The sequence below is a fragment of the Aliivibrio sp. SR45-2 genome (assembly GCF_963890165.1).
GTDB classification, from domain to species: Bacteria; Pseudomonadota; Gammaproteobacteria; order Enterobacterales; family Vibrionaceae; genus Aliivibrio; species Aliivibrio salmonicida.
The window spans coordinates 100,279-116,998 of the sequence record NZ_CAWPRC010000183.1 but is presented as its reverse complement, the minus strand read 5'-3'; the positions used below and the strand labels follow the sequence as shown (position 1 = coordinate 116,998).

18 protein-coding genes and 1 other RNA gene are annotated in these 16,720 nt (G+C 37.8%); 10 read left to right on the top strand and 9 right to left on the bottom strand.

Annotated features, from left to right (window positions below; genetic code table 11):
• Nucleotides 1-85 precede the first annotated feature (85 nt).
• Nucleotides 86-463, bottom strand: coding sequence for an autonomous glycyl radical cofactor GrcA (grcA, locus tag AACV33_RS17570; protein WP_012551024.1), 378 nt, complete (start codon nucleotides 461-463; stop codon nucleotides 86-88).
• A gap of 361 nt (nucleotides 464-824) precedes the next feature.
• Here grcA and nfo point away from each other — a divergent pair, with 361 nt between their 5' ends.
• The 3 genes from nfo to AACV33_RS17555 all read left to right on the top strand — a co-directional run bounded on the left by nfo (nucleotide 825) and on the right by AACV33_RS17555 (nucleotide 2,967).
• Complete coding sequence (gene nfo, locus AACV33_RS17565; RefSeq protein ID WP_065611531.1) at nucleotides 825-1,673, top strand: deoxyribonuclease IV; 849 nt, start codon at nucleotides 825-827, stop codon at nucleotides 1,671-1,673.
• Entirely contained in the window at nucleotides 1,674-2,348 is a 675-nt protein-coding gene (ung, locus tag AACV33_RS17560; protein WP_182699479.1) for a uracil-DNA glycosylase, read from the top strand.
• Between the two features lie 88 nt (nucleotides 2,349-2,436).
• Nucleotides 2,437-2,967 carry a hemerythrin domain-containing protein gene (locus AACV33_RS17555; protein ID WP_017021353.1) on the top strand — a complete coding sequence of 177 codons (531 nt, stop codon included), beginning with the start codon at nucleotides 2,437-2,439 and terminating at the stop codon, nucleotides 2,965-2,967.
• Between the two features lie 42 nt (nucleotides 2,968-3,009).
• On the opposite strand, the gene AACV33_RS17550 is transcribed toward AACV33_RS17555, so the two are convergent.
• Complete coding sequence (locus AACV33_RS17550) at nucleotides 3,010-3,192, bottom strand: DUF3545 family protein (protein ID WP_026025389.1); 183 nt, start codon at nucleotides 3,190-3,192, stop codon at nucleotides 3,010-3,012.
• Between the two features lie 747 nt (nucleotides 3,193-3,939).
• On the opposite strand from AACV33_RS17550, the gene AACV33_RS17545 reads away from it, so the two are divergent.
• The 4 genes from AACV33_RS17545 (at nucleotide 3,940) to AACV33_RS17530 (ending at nucleotide 8,243) form a co-directional block, all read left to right on the top strand.
• On the top strand, nucleotides 3,940-5,373 hold the full coding sequence (locus AACV33_RS17545) for an alanine/glycine:cation symporter family protein (RefSeq protein ID WP_012551019.1): 1,434 nt from the start codon (nucleotides 3,940-3,942) through the stop codon (nucleotides 5,371-5,373).
• 113 nt (nucleotides 5,374-5,486) lie between these two features.
• The gene (gene yaaA / locus AACV33_RS17540) at nucleotides 5,487-6,266 is read left to right on the top strand and encodes a peroxide stress protein YaaA (protein ID WP_182699478.1); all 780 of its coding nucleotides are present in this window, start codon (nucleotides 5,487-5,489) and stop codon (nucleotides 6,264-6,266) included.
• Nucleotides 6,267-6,522: 256 nt separating this feature from the next.
• Complete coding sequence (mscS, locus tag AACV33_RS17535) at nucleotides 6,523-7,383, top strand: small-conductance mechanosensitive channel MscS (RefSeq protein WP_182699477.1); 861 nt, start codon at nucleotides 6,523-6,525, stop codon at nucleotides 7,381-7,383.
• A gap of 164 nt (nucleotides 7,384-7,547) precedes the next feature.
• Nucleotides 7,548-8,243 carry an oxidative stress defense protein gene (locus tag AACV33_RS17530; protein ID WP_012551016.1) on the top strand — a complete coding sequence of 232 codons (696 nt, stop codon included), beginning with the start codon at nucleotides 7,548-7,550 and terminating at the stop codon, nucleotides 8,241-8,243.
• Between the two features lie 102 nt (nucleotides 8,244-8,345).
• Here AACV33_RS17530 and serA read toward each other — a convergent pair whose 3' ends face one another.
• The 5 genes from serA to zapA form a co-directional block, all read right to left on the bottom strand.
• The gene (gene serA, locus AACV33_RS17525; RefSeq protein WP_017021351.1) at nucleotides 8,346-9,575 is read right to left on the bottom strand and encodes a phosphoglycerate dehydrogenase; all 1,230 of its coding nucleotides are present in this window, start codon (nucleotides 9,573-9,575) and stop codon (nucleotides 8,346-8,348) included.
• Nucleotides 9,576-9,777: 202 nt separating this feature from the next.
• Nucleotides 9,778-10,434: a ribose-5-phosphate isomerase RpiA gene (gene rpiA / locus AACV33_RS17520; protein WP_182699476.1), complete on the bottom strand. Its 657-nt coding sequence runs from the start codon at nucleotides 10,432-10,434 to the stop codon at nucleotides 9,778-9,780.
• Nucleotides 10,435-10,578: 144 nt separating this feature from the next.
• Nucleotides 10,579-11,160 carry a 5-formyltetrahydrofolate cyclo-ligase gene (locus AACV33_RS17515; protein WP_017021349.1) on the bottom strand — a complete coding sequence of 194 codons (582 nt, stop codon included), beginning with the start codon at nucleotides 11,158-11,160 and terminating at the stop codon, nucleotides 10,579-10,581.
• A gap of 1 nt (nucleotide 11,161) precedes the next feature.
• A non-coding RNA gene (gene ssrS / locus AACV33_RS17510) (6S RNA) lies at nucleotides 11,162-11,343 on the bottom strand.
• Nucleotides 11,344-11,374: 31 nt separating this feature from the next.
• Complete coding sequence (gene zapA / locus AACV33_RS17505) at nucleotides 11,375-11,701, bottom strand: cell division protein ZapA (protein ID WP_026025388.1); 327 nt, start codon at nucleotides 11,699-11,701, stop codon at nucleotides 11,375-11,377.
• Nucleotides 11,702-11,953: 252 nt separating this feature from the next.
• Between zapA and AACV33_RS17500 the strand changes: the two genes are divergently transcribed.
• The 3 genes from AACV33_RS17500 to AACV33_RS17490 are packed head-to-tail and all read left to right on the top strand — an operon-like array spanning nucleotide 11,954 to nucleotide 14,930.
• Entirely contained in the window at nucleotides 11,954-12,523 is a 570-nt protein-coding gene (locus AACV33_RS17500; RefSeq protein ID WP_065611603.1) for a YecA/YgfB family protein, read from the top strand.
• Nucleotides 12,524-12,534: 11 nt separating this feature from the next.
• Nucleotides 12,535-13,722, top strand: a complete 1,188-nt coding sequence (gene ubiH / locus AACV33_RS17495) for a 2-octaprenyl-6-methoxyphenyl hydroxylase (RefSeq protein ID WP_182699475.1) — start codon at nucleotides 12,535-12,537, stop codon at nucleotides 13,720-13,722.
• 2 nt (nucleotides 13,723-13,724) lie between these two features.
• Entirely contained in the window at nucleotides 13,725-14,930 is a 1,206-nt protein-coding gene (locus tag AACV33_RS17490; protein ID WP_182699474.1) for an FAD-dependent 2-octaprenylphenol hydroxylase, read from the top strand.
• Nucleotides 14,931-15,015: 85 nt separating this feature from the next.
• On the opposite strand, the gene AACV33_RS17485 is transcribed toward AACV33_RS17490, so the two are convergent.
• Both AACV33_RS17485 and ygfZ read right to left on the bottom strand, forming a co-directional pair.
• Entirely contained in the window at nucleotides 15,016-15,219 is a 204-nt protein-coding gene (locus AACV33_RS17485; protein ID WP_017021345.1) for a DUF1107 domain-containing protein, read from the bottom strand.
• Nucleotides 15,220-15,669: 450 nt separating this feature from the next.
• Entirely contained in the window at nucleotides 15,670-16,626 is a 957-nt protein-coding gene (ygfZ, locus tag AACV33_RS17480) for a tRNA-modifying protein YgfZ (RefSeq protein WP_182699473.1), read from the bottom strand.
• Between the last annotated feature and the right edge of the window lie 94 nt (nucleotides 16,627-16,720).

Sequence of the window (16,720 nt, the reverse complement as noted above, 5' to 3'; positions counted from 1 at the left end):
AATTAGTCAGTATTGAAGAGGCTTTTATATAGAAAAACGGCACTCATGAGCAATGAGTGCCGTTTTTTATTTAGGAAAGTCTAGATTATAGAGTTTCTGTAAAAGTACGTGCGATAACGTCTTGTTGTTGCTCTGTTGTTAGAGAATTAAAACGTACAGCATAACCCGATACACGGATAGTTAACTGTGGGTATTTCTCTGGGTGCTTAACTGCGTCTTGTAATGTATCACGTTGCAGAACGTTAACATTTAGATGTTGGCCACCTTCAACTTTTGGTGCTTTTTCAATAGCAACGTCACGGCTTTCGTATTCGCCCAGTGCGCTTGTTGCAATAACTTGGTCAGCTTCAAAGCCTGAAGTTGCAACAACACAACGTGCTTCATTTTTCTCGCTATCTAGTAGCCAGATAGAGTTAAGAAGATCGTCATTTGCAGCTTTAGTAATTTGGATACCTGTGATCATTTTACTTTCTCCTAGTCCACTTTGTGGTTATTTTGTAAATATCTTATGGGTCACATTATATACATGATGCCCTTACTTTGTATATTGATATAGGTCAAAAAACAACAAAAAGTGACAATTAATTCATCTTCAAAATCTTATCCTAAATCAATAAAATACCATATAGCTAGCTTGTGGCACGAAAATTCCAGCTTACTACTTTATTGGTACGAGCTTGTTTTGTAGTAAACTTACTACAAAATTGGGTTTTTATATTATTTTGATATTCTCTGTTTTCCGTCCAAGAAAGCAGAGAAGTACTGACAAATAAAGCATTTACCGTAATAATGGAACGAAGTTAATTTTGAAAGGAAAGACAGAGATGAAATATATTGGGGCACATGTGTCTGCGGCCGGTGGTGTTGATCAAGCGCCAAAACGTGCATATCAAATAGGGGCTACAGCGTTTGCATTATTTACTAAAAATCAGCGCCAATGGGTAGCTAAGCCGTTAACAAAAAAGATCATCTCTGATTTTAAAGCAAATTGTAAGCGTTTTGGATTTGAACCTTCTCAAATATTACCGCATGACTCTTATTTAATTAATCTTGGTGCGCCAGAAGAAGAAAAGCTAGAGAAATCTCGCGCGGCATTTATTGATGAAATGGAGCGTTGTGAACAATTAGGGCTCACTTTGCTTAATTTTCACCCAGGTAGCCATTTAAAGAAGATCTCAGAAGATGAGTGTCTTACCCTTATTTCTGAATCCATTAATCTCGCGCATCAAGCCGTGCCGAATGTGATTGCTGTGATTGAGAATACGGCTGGCCAAGGAACGAATCTTGGGTGGAAATTTGAACATTTAGCTCAGATTATCAGTAAAGTTGAAGATAAGTCTCGTGTCGGTATATGCCTTGATACATGCCATACATTCGCCGCTGGTTATGACTTAAGCTCTAAAGAGGCTTGCGAGCATACTTTTTCTGAATTTGAACGTATTGTTGGTTTTCAATACTTGCGTGGTATGCACATCAATGACGCCAAAATTGAGCTAGGCAGTCGTGTCGATCGCCATCAATCTTTAGGTGAAGGCACGATTGGATGGGATTGCTTTAAGTACATTATGCAAGATGATCGTTTTAATGGCATTCCTTTAGTATTAGAGACGATAAACCCTGATATTTGGAAGGATGAAATCGCTCAACTTAAAGAACTCAGTGAGAAAAAATAAATGAACACATCTTGGAATGACATTTTAGAAACGGAAAAGGAAAAACCGTATTATCAAGAAATGATGACGCATATAAAGGAAGCACGTTCTCAAGGAAAAAAAATATTCCCCAAAGAAGAGAATGTGTTTACTGCTTTTTCATTGACGCCATTTAATAACGTTACCGTTGTCATTCTAGGTCAAGATCCCTATCACGGAGAAGGGCAGGCGCATGGGCTGTCTTTTTCTGTATTACCAGGAGTTAAGATCCCGCCTTCTCTGCGCAATATGTATAAAGAATTAGCAGAAGATATTGAGGGCTTTATTCCACCAACACATGGTTATTTAGAAAGTTGGGCTGAGCAAGGGGTCTTGTTACTTAATACGGTATTAACCGTTGAAGAATCACAAGCTCATTCTCATGCAAAGTTAGGATGGGAAACGTTTACTGACAGCATCATTGAGCAATTAAATGAAAAAAAAGAAGGGATTATTTTCTTACTATGGGGGGCTCATGCTCAAAAGAAAGGAATTAATATTGATGCAACGAAGCACGCTATTTTAGCGGCTCCTCATCCTTCCCCTTTATCGGCAAGAAGAGGTTTTTTTGGTTGTCAGCACTTTTCTAAAACAAATGAATTGCTGCGAGAGAAAAACTTATCCGAAATCAACTGGAGTTCAATTACATTGGACTAGTGGTTAAAAGTTGAACTGAAAACCTGTGCTCCTTTAATAATACGTTAGACTCAAAAGGTAATCACCTGACAGAGTAAGGGAGGACAGGATGCTTATAGATAGTATTTATAAAGATCATGGTTACATTAACCGAATTATTCAGTTGTTGGATAAAAAACTGAATCGGTTAGAGGAAGAAAAGACAGTCAATTATAATGTAATACGTGAAAGCGTTGATTATCTATCGTCTTTTGCTGAAAAAAATCACCACCCAAAAGAAGATAGGATCTATCAATATTTTATTGATAAGTATGGCGAGAATAAAGCACTAACCAATTTATTGTATGAACACAATACGCTTTCTGCAGATACTGTTGATTTTTCAATAACACTTGAAATGATTTTACAGGATGCGATTGTCCCGAAAGATATTTTTAGAGAGCACTTACTTGCATTTACGAAACGCATTCGCCGACATCTTGAACTAGAAGAAAAAGAGGTATTTCCTTTTTTAAAGGCGCAGTTAACTGAGATTGATTGGCGTAATTTAGAAAAGGGATGGGTGGAGGAAGACGATCCTGTGTTTGGTGAAAGAGTGCATAAACGCTATGTTCAATTAGCGGAACAGGTAAGAGCTTAGATTGATAAAAAGGAGAGCGTTAGTGCTCTCCTTTTTTATTGGCTATTTTAAAATACAATCGTCAATACTGCCGCTAAAAAAGGGATCAAGCTCTTGCAGTTCGTGCAACAGCTGACGTCGATCTTGAAGTTCCTCTATTTCACGCCATAAACGTTTTGGTTGTTTTTTCTTATTTGTTGTTGATGATTTTGTTGCCAATATTTCGTTTAGCGTGTACCCGTCCATAAGCACTCCGTTTTATAAATTAGTCAAGAAATACAATTAGTAACACCATTTATTTAACAAGGTATTTAGTATCACATCCCATGGGATCATGAACTTGAACTGTTTCGCATTTGTTTCTTTTTGATGAATATTTTATGAGAAGGGGATCACTGAAACGTAAACTTAATCGTGAATATTTAAAAATTAAAGTTTAGTTACAAATATAGTGTAGTTGACGAGAACCGTTTAATGTTTGTCTTTTGTTAAATAAATCTGATTTATTTACTCTGGGTTGTCTTGATTTAGCTGTGAAAGTGAGTCTGAATATAAAAAATGGCGATGTTATCTTGCCATCTAATGATTGGGTCTAGACGACTGTTTTTATTAGATCAATAAGAAATTCATTATTGATAATATTGGATTTAAGGCATTTCTTGTATGTAGCAGCACTGGTTTGGTTGTTTATTTTCGTTGTGTTTTTTGTTGTTTTGATTTGTATTTAATACTGATACGAATAAATCGAGAGATCCCCTTTGAGGACTGTTCCTATTGATTTTTCAGTAAATACTGAGCATTATTCGGCTCGCGAGCTTTAAGTAATGCGTAAATATTTATATAAAGTGAAATTAAATTTATGTTTTCATACTCTATGCGTGCTTTAGGAATGCGTATTCCTACATAGATGAAGACGCTTAAAGTTCGTCATTTTTTAGCCACTAAATTTATCAAGTGTGCTATGTCATAACCAAACTTAGCTGAGAGGTAAGCGTGACAAGTATTATTAACTTACTGAATGACCTGTTATGGGGTTCAGTTCTCGTGTATTTATTAGTCGCCATTGGGATCTATTTTACGGTTCGTTTAGGCTTTATTCAATTTCGTCATTTTGGGCATATGTTTTCTGTTTTAAAAAACAGCCGTAAATCTGATTCTTCTGGTATTTCATCGTTTCAAGCACTATGCACCAGCTTAGCTGCGCGTGTTGGTACGGGGAATATGGCAGGGGTTGCCGTCGCTTTAACCGCCGGTGGTCCAGGCGCTATTTTCTGGATGTGGCTTATTGCTATGTTGGGTATGGCAACGTCATTTGCTGAAAGTACATTAGCACAATTATATAAAACCAAAGATGATGAAGGCAACTATCGTGGTGGCCCTGCTTATTATATGGAAAAAGGATTGGGCATGCGCTGGATGGGCGTATTGTTTTCTGTCTTTTTGATCATCGCTTTTGGTTTGGTATTTAATGCAGTACAAGCAAACTCGATAGCCAGTGCAATGCAGAATGCATTCGGGTGGCAACCTCTGTATGTCGGTATTGGTATTGTGATTATTTCTGCGATTGTTATTTTCGGTGGTTTTCGAACCATTGCTCGAACGGCTGAAATCATAGTACCTGTGATGGCATTAGCGTACTTAGCGATTGCTTTATATATCATGGTTACAAACATAGAAAAACTACCGGGAGTGGTTACTCTGATCTTTAAGAGTGCTTTTGGACTTCAAGAAGCCGCTGCTGGTGGTTTAGGTTATGCAATTGCTCAAGCAATGATTAATGGTATTAAGCGCGGTCTATTCTCAAATGAAGCTGGTATGGGGTCTGCACCTAATGCTGCAGCCTCTGCAACACCTTATCCGCCGCATCCTGCTTCACAAGGCTATGTTCAAATGCTTGGTGTGTTTATGGATACGATTGTTATCTGTTCATCTACTGTCGCGATTATCTTAATGTCGGGTGAATATGTACCGCATGGCGAAGTCACTGGTATTGAGTTAACTCAGTTAGCATTAACAAGCCAAGTGGGGGATTGGGGCGGAATATTTATTGCGGTTGCTATTTTCTTCTTTGCTTTTACCTCTATCATTGCAAATTATTCGTACGCTGAGACTAATTTGATTTTCTTAGAGCACAATCATAAAGCCGGGATCGGTATTTTCCGTATCGTGGTTTTAGGTATGGTTATGTTTGGGGCGTTATCATCATTACCTACGGTATGGGCTTTAGCTGATGTTTCTATGGGGATGATGGCAATAGTGAATTTAATCGCAATTTCATTATTGTCAGGAACCGTTATCAAGCTGGCGAAAGATTACAATAAGCAGCTTAGTGAGGGTAAATTACCGACCTTTGATAGTAAAGATTACCCTGAATTACATTCTCAATTAGAAGAAGGTATTTGGGATAATAACAAAGAGAAAAACTAATTAATTGCTTTTACCCATCAAATAAATAGATAAAGCCACGCTACCTAGCGTGGCTTTTTTGTATCTGAATCGTTACTATCTTTATATAAATCAGATAAAGGAATTTCTCGCTCATGCTTATTGTTGTTTCTCCTGCTAAGACCCTTGATTACGAAAGCCCATTGGCAACCGATTTATCGACACAACCCGATTTCATTGCTGATTCGGAAGAATTAATTCATGTATGTCGAAAGTTAACGCCTCTCGATATTTCTTCATTAATGAAAGTGAGTGATAAAATTGCGAGTCTTAACGCGATTAGATTTGAAGAGTGGTCTCCTATCTTTACTTCTGATAATTCTAGACAAGCGTTATTTGCTTTTAAAGGCGATGTATATACCGGGCTTGATGCTGCTAGTTTTAGTGATGATGATTTTGATTATGCACAGCGGTATTTGCGCATGCTTTCTGGGCTGTATGGATTATTAAAGCCACTTGATCTGATGCAACCGTATCGTTTAGAGATGGGGACTAAATTAGCAAATGATAGAGGAACGAATCTTTATCAATTTTGGGGCAATAAAATAACAGAAAAGCTAAATGTAGCGATTGAAGAACAGGGTGATAAGACTCTTATCAATCTAGCATCAAATGAATATTTTAAAGCCGTCAAACCCGCGTTATTAAATGCTGATGTAATTACCCCAATATTTAAAGATTGCAAAAATGGGCAGTATAAAATAATTAGTTTTTATGCAAAAAAAGCGCGTGGCCTAATGGCTCGTTTTATCATTGAAAATAGAATTGCAACCATTGAAGAGTTAAAACGTTTTACGGTCGATGGCTACTATTTTGTGCCAGCTGAATCATCAGAGAAAGAACTGATGTTTAAACGAGAAGAACAGTTCAAATAATTGCATGGAAATTGATTTTATTGGCAAGTTATGTAAATAAAATGTTTCTAAATTTGGCTTGAGTAGTTATATTAACTAGGTGCTTGTATTAATAGCTATTTTTTAACATTGGTTTAGGTCGTTAATTAAGCATGTAAATAGGTATTTAAAAGGATTTAACACCACACTGACTATCGATAGTGTTAGAATTGGTATAAATCGTCAAAATAATGACTACATTCTCATTCGCATGAGAACTATATAAAGGACAAATCAAATGGCAGATCAAGGTGCAGTTACTGATTTAGCAACAACTGGCGTTGCTAATTTAGAGCGTTGGCTTACAGATAATTCAGAACTCTTTATTACTTATGGCGTAAATATTATTTCGGCACTAGTTATTCTTTTTATCGGTAATATTATCGTTAAGAAAGTCGCTGGTAGTGTAAGTAAAGTTCTTGAAAAGAAAAAAATGGACAAAGCAGTCGTTGACTTTGCTCATACATTAGTTCGTTACCTTTTATTCATTATCGTATTAATTGCAGCATTAGGTAAAGTAGGTGTTCAAACTGCTTCTGTTGTTGCTGTTATTGGTGCGGCTGGTTTAGCGGTAGGTCTTGCACTTCAAGGTTCGTTATCAAACTTTGCAGCTGGTGTATTGATTGTTGCTTTCCGTCCATTCAAATCTGGCGATTACGTTGAGATTGGCGGCGTGGCTGGTTCTGTTGAATCTATCCAAATTTTCCAAACGATCCTAACGACTCCAGATAATAAAATGATTGTTGTGCCGAATGGGGGTGTTATTGGTAGCCCAATTACTAACTATTCTCGTCATGCTACACGTCGTGTTGATCATGTTATTGGCGTTTCTTATAGTGCCGATCTTAAGAAAACTAAAGAAGTGATCACAAAAGTACTTGAGGCTGATCTTCGTGTACTTAAAACACCGGCACCAACGGTTGGTGTTGTTGCTTTAGCTGATTCATCAGTAAACTTTGTGGTTCGTCCGTGGTGTAAAACTGCAGATTACTGGGATGTTTATTTTGATACGCTTCAAGCGATTAAAGAAGGTCTAGATAGCGAAGGAATTGAAATCCCATTCCCGCAAATGGATGTTCATTTGAATAAAGCTGATTAGCCTTTATGGTCTTCGTGTAGAAAATGCTTCCTTCGGGGAGCATTTTTTTTATCTGCTATTTATCTATTATCCTTTTGGATTAGAGTGGACTAGAATGAATATGAAATGGAATTTTCTATATAAATAAGAGTCATATATACATGACGTTATATTGAGATATTAAAATGAAAAAAATTGTTAGTGCATTATGTTTGTCTGCTTTGATTTCCCCTGCTGCATTTGCTGAATCACCAGAGTTTCCTCATTTGGAAGTGTCTGGAGAGGGTAAAGTATTGGTTGTTCCTGATATGGCTCAGTTTTCTGTTGATGTGGTAGAAAGTAAAGCAACAGCAGAAAAAGCGAAGCAAGCTGCTGACAAGGCAGTGATCGGATTTTTAGCTCGTTTAGAAGTTCAAGGTGTTAAGCGAGAGAATATTAATAGTGGCAATATTCGTTTAACACCCGAATATCGTTACCCGAAAGGGCAGAAACCTGAATTAGTTGGCTATAAAGCGATTCGCAACATTACTGTTACGGTGATGGATTTAAATAAACTGAATGGGTATTTAGATAAAGCTTTAGGTGATGGAATTAATCGAATTAATCACATTGAACTTAAAACAAGCAAAGAAAAAGAATATATTGAAGCTGCGCGTTTAGAAGCAATTAAAGATGCAAATAATAAAGCCGCTTCTTTGGCGAAAGGTTTTGGTACATCAGTGAAAGGCGTCTGGAAAATTTCTTATCATAATAATTATAGCCAACCTGTAATGATGAAAGCGATGCGTATGGACAGTTCTGCAAATACAGCTGAAAGCTACCAAGATACACAAATGGTTATCTCTGACAGTGTTTCGGTTGTTTATCGTTTAAAAGAATAAGCGACGTTATATCTATAATAGTGTTTAGAAAAATGCATTGAAATAAAAAGGGTTACTAAGCGTAACCCTTTTTTTTGTACGATGTTATTCGCGTATGATTTATTAGTGAAGGATACGGGCTCGGATAGTACCTTCAATATCTTTTAGCTTCGTTAATGCTTCTTCTGAACGAGCGGCTTCAACATCAATAACGACATAACCCATTTCTGATGAGGTTTGTAGGTATTGTGCCGCGATATTAATCCCTTTATCCGCAAAAATACTGTTAATTTTAGTCAGAATACCTGGACGGTTCTCATGAATATGAAGTAAACGAGACGTGCCAGTATGTAGAGGTAGAGAGACTTCTGGGAAGTTCACTGATGACAGTGTTGAACCATTATCTGAGTATTTTGTAAGTTTACCTGCGACTTCTACCCCAATGTTTTCTTGAGCTTCTTGAGTTGAGCCTCCGACATGAGGTGTTAGGATAACATTATCAAACTTTTGCAGTGGTGATTCAAATGGGTCTGCATTTGTTTTAGGTTCTACTGGGAATACGTCAATAGCGGCACCACCTAGATGGCCAGATTCAAGCGCTGCACATAAGTCCGGTATTTTTACGACGGTACCACGAGCAGCATTGATAAAGATTGCCCCTGGTTTCATTCTTGCGAACTCTTCTGCACCCATCATGTCTTTTGTGCCTACGGTTTCAGGTACATGAAGGGTAATAACATCACACTTGTTTAATAGTTCACTCATGGTTTGAATTTGAGTGGCGTTACCTAATGATAATTTATTTTCAATATCATAATAGTAAACACGCATGCCTAGGTTTTCAGCTAAGATCCCCAATTGTGTGCCGATATGTCCGTAACCTATGATACCCAAACGTTTGCCTCTGGCTTCAAAAGAAGAGTCAGCACTTTTTTTCCAGATACCACGGTGAGCTTGTGCATTCTTTTCTGGAATACCACGAAGCAGTAATAGGATTTGCCCCAATACTAGTTCAGCCACACTACGTGTATTAGAGAACGGGGCATTAAAGACCGGAATCCCGCGTTTTGCTGCTGCGGTTAGGTTTACTTGGTTCGTACCAATACAGAAACAACCAACGGCAACTAATTTATTAGCAGCATCAAACACTTCTTGGGTTAGTTGAGTTCGTGATCGTAAACCAATGAAGTGGACATCTTTTACTGCTTCAAGAAGCTCTTCTTCTGACAATGAACCTTTATGGTATTCAATGTTTGTATAGCCGTCAGCTTGAAAAACTTCAACACAAGATGGGTGCAATCCTTCTAAAAGAAGAATTTTAATTTTTTCTTTTTCCAGAGATACTTTTGCCATGGTCGTTCTTATCCTTAAAAACAAAATCAATAATGATTAGGGAAGTGATTATTTATTGATGATTATAAAGTATCAAAAAATAACCAGTTTGGGTAAGAAAATTACGGAATAGTTAATAAAAAACGGTGCTAATGAGCACCGTTTGTAATCAAATGACATTTTTATCTCTCAATTTACAGAGATAAGAAGGGGAATCATCGTATTAAACGAATTTTTTTACGCCATCAGGAGCGCCAACCAATAAAATATCGGCGCCACGGTGAGCAAATAAACCAACCGTCACAACACCAGGAAGGGCATTAATTTTATCTTCAAGCTCTTTCGCATTGGTGATTTTCATGTTGTGAACGTCTAAGATCATATTACCATTATCAGTAACAACGCCTTCACGGTAGGCAGGATCACCACCTAACTTAACCAGTTCACGAGCAACATAAGAGCGTGCCATTGGAATGACTTCAACAGGAAGAGGAAACTCACCTAATATGTCGACTTGTTTTGTGTTATCAACAATACAAATAAACTTATCAGAAATTGCAGCAACGATTTTTTCACGAGTAAGGGCTGCACCACCACCTTTAATCATCTCGTTCAGACCATTGATTTCATCCGCGCCATCGACATAAACATCAAGACCAGCAACATCGTTACAATCAAAAACTTCAATACCGAGTTCTTTTAGTTTTTCTGTTGAAGCAACTGAACTTGATACCGCACCTTTAATGTCATCTTTCATTGTCGCAAGTGCGTCGATGAAATGATTTACTGTTGATCCTGTACCTACACCAACAATGCTGCCAACTTCTACGTATTCTAACGCTGCCCAACCGGCTGCTTTTTTCATCTCGTCTTGAGTCATGACATTCTCCTAATGAAATAATAGTGTTCAATATGAAAGCGGCGTGATTATAACGTACAGATTTTTCTTCGTCAGAAAAAATAAGTCAAGAAAGAGTAAAAAAGTGATGTGAAGATGCTTAAAGCAAACGTTTTCGGTCGTTTTTTACCATTTCCATATTTTATCAGAGGTAATGATACGAGGAAGAGGAACATCCCAAGATTCAATAGGTAAAATATCGACTTGTTGGCAAGAGTGAGCAATACCTATAGGCATAGGACCTTGTTGATATTGATGCCAGTTCTTAAGTGTACGGTCGTAATAACCGCCCCCCATACCTAACCGGTTTCCTGTGTGATCAAAAGCAACTAGAGGAGTTAAGATAAGATCCAATTCAGAGATAGGAATGACTTTAGTTTTATCTAACTTAGGTTCTCGTATTTGGTATTTATTTACGATAAGAGGTGTCGTGCGGTCATATTCAAGAAATAGTAGGTAGCCTTTAGAAAAAGGATGGATTACCGGTAAGAAAACGTTTTTTCCTTGCTCCCATAGCCACTCAATTAATAAGTGAGTACCTATTTCGCCATCAGCTGAAAGGTAAATAGCAATAGATTGAGCTTTTTTTATTGAAAGATCAGTGGAGCATTGCTGTACGAGATCGTAAGCGGCTTGATGTTGATATTGCTGAGAGAGGTTTTTACGACGTTGACGGATGTCTTGTCGAAGGTGTCGACGAGATTGCATGGAATACCCCAAAGTGCCGTAGTGGAACGTAGCCCTTGAACCCTAGGTTCAAGGCGGATCAGCAAAGTTTGCCGTAGGCTTCTCAGTACAAGCCGAGCATGCTCAATAGCAAACAAATACTAACCCTAATTTGTGCTTATCGGCTCAGGGACATAGATCCGACCACAAACACTCCAGGGTAAATTTAATTCTTTTGCTATCCTTAGCTATGAGACTATTCTGCCGTACTTTCTTCCGTTTTACTAGGCTTTGCTAAAGAAATTGCAGCTTCTAATGCACTAGCAAGCAGTCCCATGCGCTGGTAAACATCTGATGAGTGTTTACTTGCTTCATTTTTAGACATATGTAACTCATAACAAATATTTAGCGATGTGATCGTTAATAATTGTTCTGTATTCGTTACTTTAGTGCGTTCCGATAATTCATTTACTCGGTTATTTAAATCTTTAGCCGCCTCTTTTAAAGCTGCTTCTTGACCAGCAGGGCAGTTCACCTTAATGGCACGTCCTAATATTTGGACTTGGACAGCTTGGCTTGTCATCAATACATTACTCATCGTTAAACTAGGGGATAACACTGATTTATTTTATCTTCAGTGATAATTGTATGAAACTATAAGAAATGCATTAATAAGATTCAAGTATTTCCCTTCTCTTTGTTGACAGCGGTTAACTATATTCTTAATAAAACAACAATATGATGAAAAGATACTCAATTGAAAGTGATCGTGAGTTTTCTGAATTTGCTTGAAGTGGTAGCATGGGGTACTAATCATAAATTTAGAGAGCTTCCAATGAGCGAAATTAAAATGCCAGAATTCCTGACTGTAGAGTCAGCCCTTAAAGACAGTGGATTAGCGGTAACGCCCGCAGAATTACACGGCCTGCTAGTTGGTATGATAAGTGGTGGATTGCCTTTAGATGATAATGCATGGAAGCCTTTAATGTATGATTACACTAATGATGGATTAGGATGGCCTGACAGTGCCATTCAGATCGGAAGTGCCGTTTTCCAATTTACCGTTGCAGAGCTAACGGGAAGTGAACTGGCTCTCTCAATGTTAATTCCCGATGATAAAGAAGGATTAATGAACCGAGCTGATGGACTAAGTGAGTGGGTGAATCATTTTATTTCAGGACTTGGTTTAGTTGATCTGAAAATGGATAAAGCATCAGAAGCATTAAAAGAAGCTTTAGTTGATCTAGAAGAAATTGCGCGTTTAGGAATCGACGAAGATGATGACATTGAAGAACAAGAGAGTTTATTTGAACAAGTGTTAGAACATGTGCATGTTTGTGTATTAACTATTCACTTAGAATTGGGTCAACGTATTCATAAAGATGCGTCTAAAGCTGTCCACTAATGAGTGAAGATATGACACATTATGATGTTGTTATTGTTGGTGGAGCAATGGCTGGAGCTACTCTAGCGTTGGCACTACAACAAATGACCAAAGGTGCATTATCTATTGCCGTTATAGAGGCTTTTGAACCCAATATAGATAATCATCCTGGGTATGATTCTCGTAGTATTGCACTGTCGAGCGGAACCACTCAATTATTGAAAGATGTGTCGTTATGGTCTGAAATAGAACCAGTAGCGACGCCTATTCATCATATTCATGTGTCAGATCGTCATCATGCAGGGATAACAGAGCTTACTTCTACAGAGCTTAATATTGACAGCTTAGGTTACGTTGTTGAGTTAGCCGACGTTGGCCGTTTTTATCATCAAAAACTGTTAGCGACCGATAACATTAATTTTATTTGTCCAGTCACTGTGGTTAATATTGAACGTTTATTAGCGTCATCGATAATTCACTTATCAAACGGAGATGCTATTTCAACGTCATTAGTGGTTGCGGCTGATGGTGCAGAATCTCAAACGTGTAAGAGTATGCAGATTGAAGCTCAAGAGTATAATTTTGAGCAAGTAGCCATTATTGCGAATGTAACAACAGAGTGCCACCCACAAGGTAAGGCGTTTGAACGTTTTACTGAGAATGGGCCACTCGCCTTACTTCCAATGTCTCAAGGGCGTAGTTCACTGGTATGGTGTGTAAGCCCAGAAGAAGCAGAACGTATTTCGTCTTTTGATGATAAGGCTTTTTTAGCACACTTACAGATCGCGTTTGGCTGGCGTTTAGGGGCAATGAAAAAAGCAGGAAAACGAGCGCATTATCCATTGTGGTTACGTCATCAAACTCAGCACGTGTCACACCGTTTTGCGGCTATTGGTAATGCAGCTCAAACATTGCATCCTATTGCAGGGCAAGGGTTTAATTTGGGTATTCGAGATGTTTTTTCGTTGGCTGAATGTATTTCTGATGCTTTTAGAGATAATGTTGATGTTGGTGATTATTCTGTTCTTTCTCGTTATCAGCAACGACGTCAATCTGATCAAAAACAAACCATAACAATGACAGCGGGTTTAATCTCTATTTTTGCGAATAATGTTTTTCCTATGGTAGTGGGAAGAAATATGAGCTTATACGCGGTTGATACTTTCCGTTCTTTTTTAAAACCCCTAACATTACGTGCAATGGGTCGAGTGAATAGATAATTATGATGCAAAGTGTAGATATTGCGATTATTGGGGGGGGCATGGTTGGCTTGACTGTTGCTGCTGCTCTAGAAAAAAGCGGTTTAAGAATCGCAATTATAGAAAGTCACTTACCTGATGCTGAATTAACTGCTTTACCTGATGTTCGTGTTTCAGCGATTAGTCGTGCAAGTGAAAATATTTTAACGAATGTTGGTGCTTGGGAAGGCATTATCTCAAGACGAGCGGCGGCTTATACTTCAATGAAAGTATGGGAACAAGACAGCTTTGCGCATATTGATTTTGATGCAACACAAATCGCCCAACAAGATTTAGGCCATATTATTGAGAACCGAGTTATTCAACTTTCTTTACTCGATAAAATAACGAAACAAGATAACGTAACGTTATTCGCTCCTGAGCGTTGTGCGAGTATTATGTTTGGCGAAAGTGAAGCATGGATTAATTTAGAATCAGGCAAAGGAATAACGGCTAAGTTGGTTGTTGGTGCTGATGGGGCTAATTCATGGTTACGTAATCAATTAGATATCCCTCTTACACATTGGGATTATGGACACAGTGCACTGGTAGCCAATGTTCGAACTGTTGATGATCACCATAAAGCAGCTCGTCAAATTTTTAGATCTGAAGGCCCACTTGCTTTCCTTCCGTTAAGTGAGCCAAATCTAAGCTCTATTGTATGGTCACTTGATCCATTACATGCTGAAAATTTAGTATCAATGCCTAGCGATGAGTTTAATAAGCAATTAACGGCGGCGTTTGATAATCAATTGGGGCTTTGCAAGGTTGAAGGAGAGCGACAAGCTTTTCCATTAAAAATGCGCTATGCAAAAGACTTTGTCCGAGAGCGTGCTGTATTAGTCGGAGATGCCGCTCATACGATTCACCCGCTCGCAGGGCAAGGTGTCAATTTAGGATTAGCAGATGCAGCGGCATTAGCTGAAACGATTATGACATTGCAACACGAGAACAAAGATATTGGTTTAAAAACCAATTTACGGAGTTTTGAGCGATGGAGAAAAACGGAAGCTGCTCAAATGATAGCGTCTATGCAAGGTTTTAAAGAGTTATTTTCAGGCTCTAATCCACTAAAAAAACTGGTTAGAGGTATTGGTATGTCATTAACGAATGAACTTACACCAGTAAAAGATGAATGTTTAAAAAGAGCATTAGGATTATCGGGGCATTTACCAAAAATAGCAAAATAATCCCATTAAGTAGACCGTAAAAAGGTAGCTCATGGCTACCTTTTTAGTGTTCAATTCTTGATTTTTTACGTTTAATGATTCTGTATTAATAGGCCATTCTCAAGCGATTAACCTCAACATTTATTTCTTTTATCATACGATAATGCTCACGCTCTGCTTGAGTTGGGACAATCAAGCGACCCTCTTCAAATCTAAATTCGCCAATGCCATGAATATGAATCCGTCCGTTAAATAGTCGACTAATATGTTTAGCAATCATGCTTGGTGCATAGTGCTTAAAAAATCGCATCACGTTATCCTTAGGTGATTAATACTAATTAAATCTTGTGCTAGGCCTAAATTATAAGACAGTAAAGATGACATGAGTATTACAGAGTTAGAATATGGTGATGGTAAGCGCAAAATGGTCAAGTTAATGTATTGAAATTTGATCTATATTCAGAATTAACAACTGCTAACAAAATAATGTCAAAAAAAGCCCGAAATGTTTTTCGGGCAAACAGTCACAGATGCATTTCCAACATTTATAGGCAGTTGGAATAAATTGTTTGGAGTTAAACAATTTATGTATTCTTTTGTAATAAAAGAAGATAGACAAGATAACTAACTCGCTACTTATTCACAATAAATAAGTAACAATTCATTTTTTGTATCTTGATTTATGCAGGTTACTTCAAAGTAGTAATGTAACTATGTATTAAATACTCATAATTGAAACGCAAAGTATGAATGACTTAATTTACTCTTCATCTAATGAGTAAGGTTGATTGCCTTTGTTCCAAATTGAATCTTGGAGTTTGAACTGGGTACCTTCCTCTAGGTCGTTAGGTAAAATAGCAAGTGCTAACGTATAACCATCTTCAAAACGGTAAGCCGATACGATAGTGCCTCCTTTTCGCCAGTTTTCACCCACACTACGTTCAATTGCATCACCTGCGACAGGTATTGAATTGGATTGACCTGATAATAGGTACATTGCTCGTTTATTAATGCCTCGATATTTTGCTCGAGCAACGGTTTCTTGTCCTGTGTAGCAACCTTTAGCAAAGCTGATACCACCGACAGCTTGTAAATTCATTGCTTGTGGAATGTGAGCGTTACTTAATGCATTATCTAGCTGAGGTAAACCATGTTGAATTGTGTGTAATGACCATAATGATTCGTCACATAGCACCGTGTTACTTTCTTGGTTTATTATATTTTCTTTGTGTTCTGGTGTGGTGACGAGTAACCATTGAGTTTCACTTATTTTAGCAAACGTTCCAAGCTCACAAGCACGAACATTCGCGTCAGTTGTTGTGTGTTTGTTTACCCAATCTGTTGCCTTTTTACCGCTAATCCCCAATAAAACGTCATCACCAACCGCGATATCAACTTTAGAAAATACAGAGTATTTTTTTATTTCAGTGAGTTCTGTTTCAATGGCACTTCTTCGCTGAAATAAAGCATAACCACCGTTATAGTTGAACAGTTGGAAAATACTCCATAATTTACCTTTTGCATCACAATGGCCACCAAAGGTAATGTCATCCTGTGGGAGAGTTACTACATCAGCGGTTACTTGTCCCTGAAGGTAGGACTTTTTATCATTACCGATCATTGTGATCAAAGCCCAATCATTAAGCTCTGAAATAGCAAGCGCAGGTAATGTGTCTTCTTTTTTAATTGATAGTTTTGGAAACAATGTGCTCATCATTAAATTCTTATTTTGTTGAGTAATTCTCTTTATAGTAAATGCCTAGATTTTAAATGTCAGTAAAAGAAACATCAGTTTGATGTCTCATCTTCTT

Coding starts and splice junctions, on each gene's coding strand:
- AACV33_RS17485 (WP_017021345.1), bottom strand. CDS start 15,219: ATGCGATTTTTTAAGCACTATGCACCAAGCATGATTGCTAAACATATT.
- ygfZ (WP_182699473.1), bottom strand. CDS start 16,626: ATGATGAGCACATTGTTTCCAAAACTATCAATTAAAAAAGAAGACACA.
- AACV33_RS17530 (WP_012551016.1), top strand. CDS start 7,548: ATGAAAAAAATTGTTAGTGCATTATGTTTGTCTGCTTTGATTTCCCCT.
- grcA (WP_012551024.1), bottom strand. CDS start 463: ATGATCACAGGTATCCAAATTACTAAAGCTGCAAATGACGATCTTCTT.
- nfo (WP_065611531.1), top strand. CDS start 825: ATGAAATATATTGGGGCACATGTGTCTGCGGCCGGTGGTGTTGATCAA.
- AACV33_RS17550 (WP_026025389.1), bottom strand. CDS start 3,192: ATGGACGGGTACACGCTAAACGAAATATTGGCAACAAAATCATCAACA.
- serA (WP_017021351.1), bottom strand. CDS start 9,575: ATGGCAAAAGTATCTCTGGAAAAAGAAAAAATTAAAATTCTTCTTTTA.
- AACV33_RS17500 (WP_065611603.1), top strand. CDS start 11,954: ATGAGCGAAATTAAAATGCCAGAATTCCTGACTGTAGAGTCAGCCCTT.
- yaaA (WP_182699478.1), top strand. CDS start 5,487: ATGCTTATTGTTGTTTCTCCTGCTAAGACCCTTGATTACGAAAGCCCA.
- AACV33_RS17490 (WP_182699474.1), top strand. CDS start 13,725: ATGATGCAAAGTGTAGATATTGCGATTATTGGGGGGGGCATGGTTGGC.
- AACV33_RS17555 (WP_017021353.1), top strand. CDS start 2,437: ATGCTTATAGATAGTATTTATAAAGATCATGGTTACATTAACCGAATT.
- ubiH (WP_182699475.1), top strand. CDS start 12,535: ATGACACATTATGATGTTGTTATTGTTGGTGGAGCAATGGCTGGAGCT.
- ung (WP_182699479.1), top strand. CDS start 1,674: ATGAACACATCTTGGAATGACATTTTAGAAACGGAAAAGGAAAAACCG.
- mscS (WP_182699477.1), top strand. CDS start 6,523: ATGGCAGATCAAGGTGCAGTTACTGATTTAGCAACAACTGGCGTTGCT.
- rpiA (WP_182699476.1), bottom strand. CDS start 10,434: ATGACTCAAGACGAGATGAAAAAAGCAGCCGGTTGGGCAGCGTTAGAA.
- zapA (WP_026025388.1), bottom strand. CDS start 11,701: ATGACAAGCCAAGCTGTCCAAGTCCAAATATTAGGACGTGCCATTAAG.
- AACV33_RS17515 (WP_017021349.1), bottom strand. CDS start 11,160: ATGCAATCTCGTCGACACCTTCGACAAGACATCCGTCAACGTCGTAAA.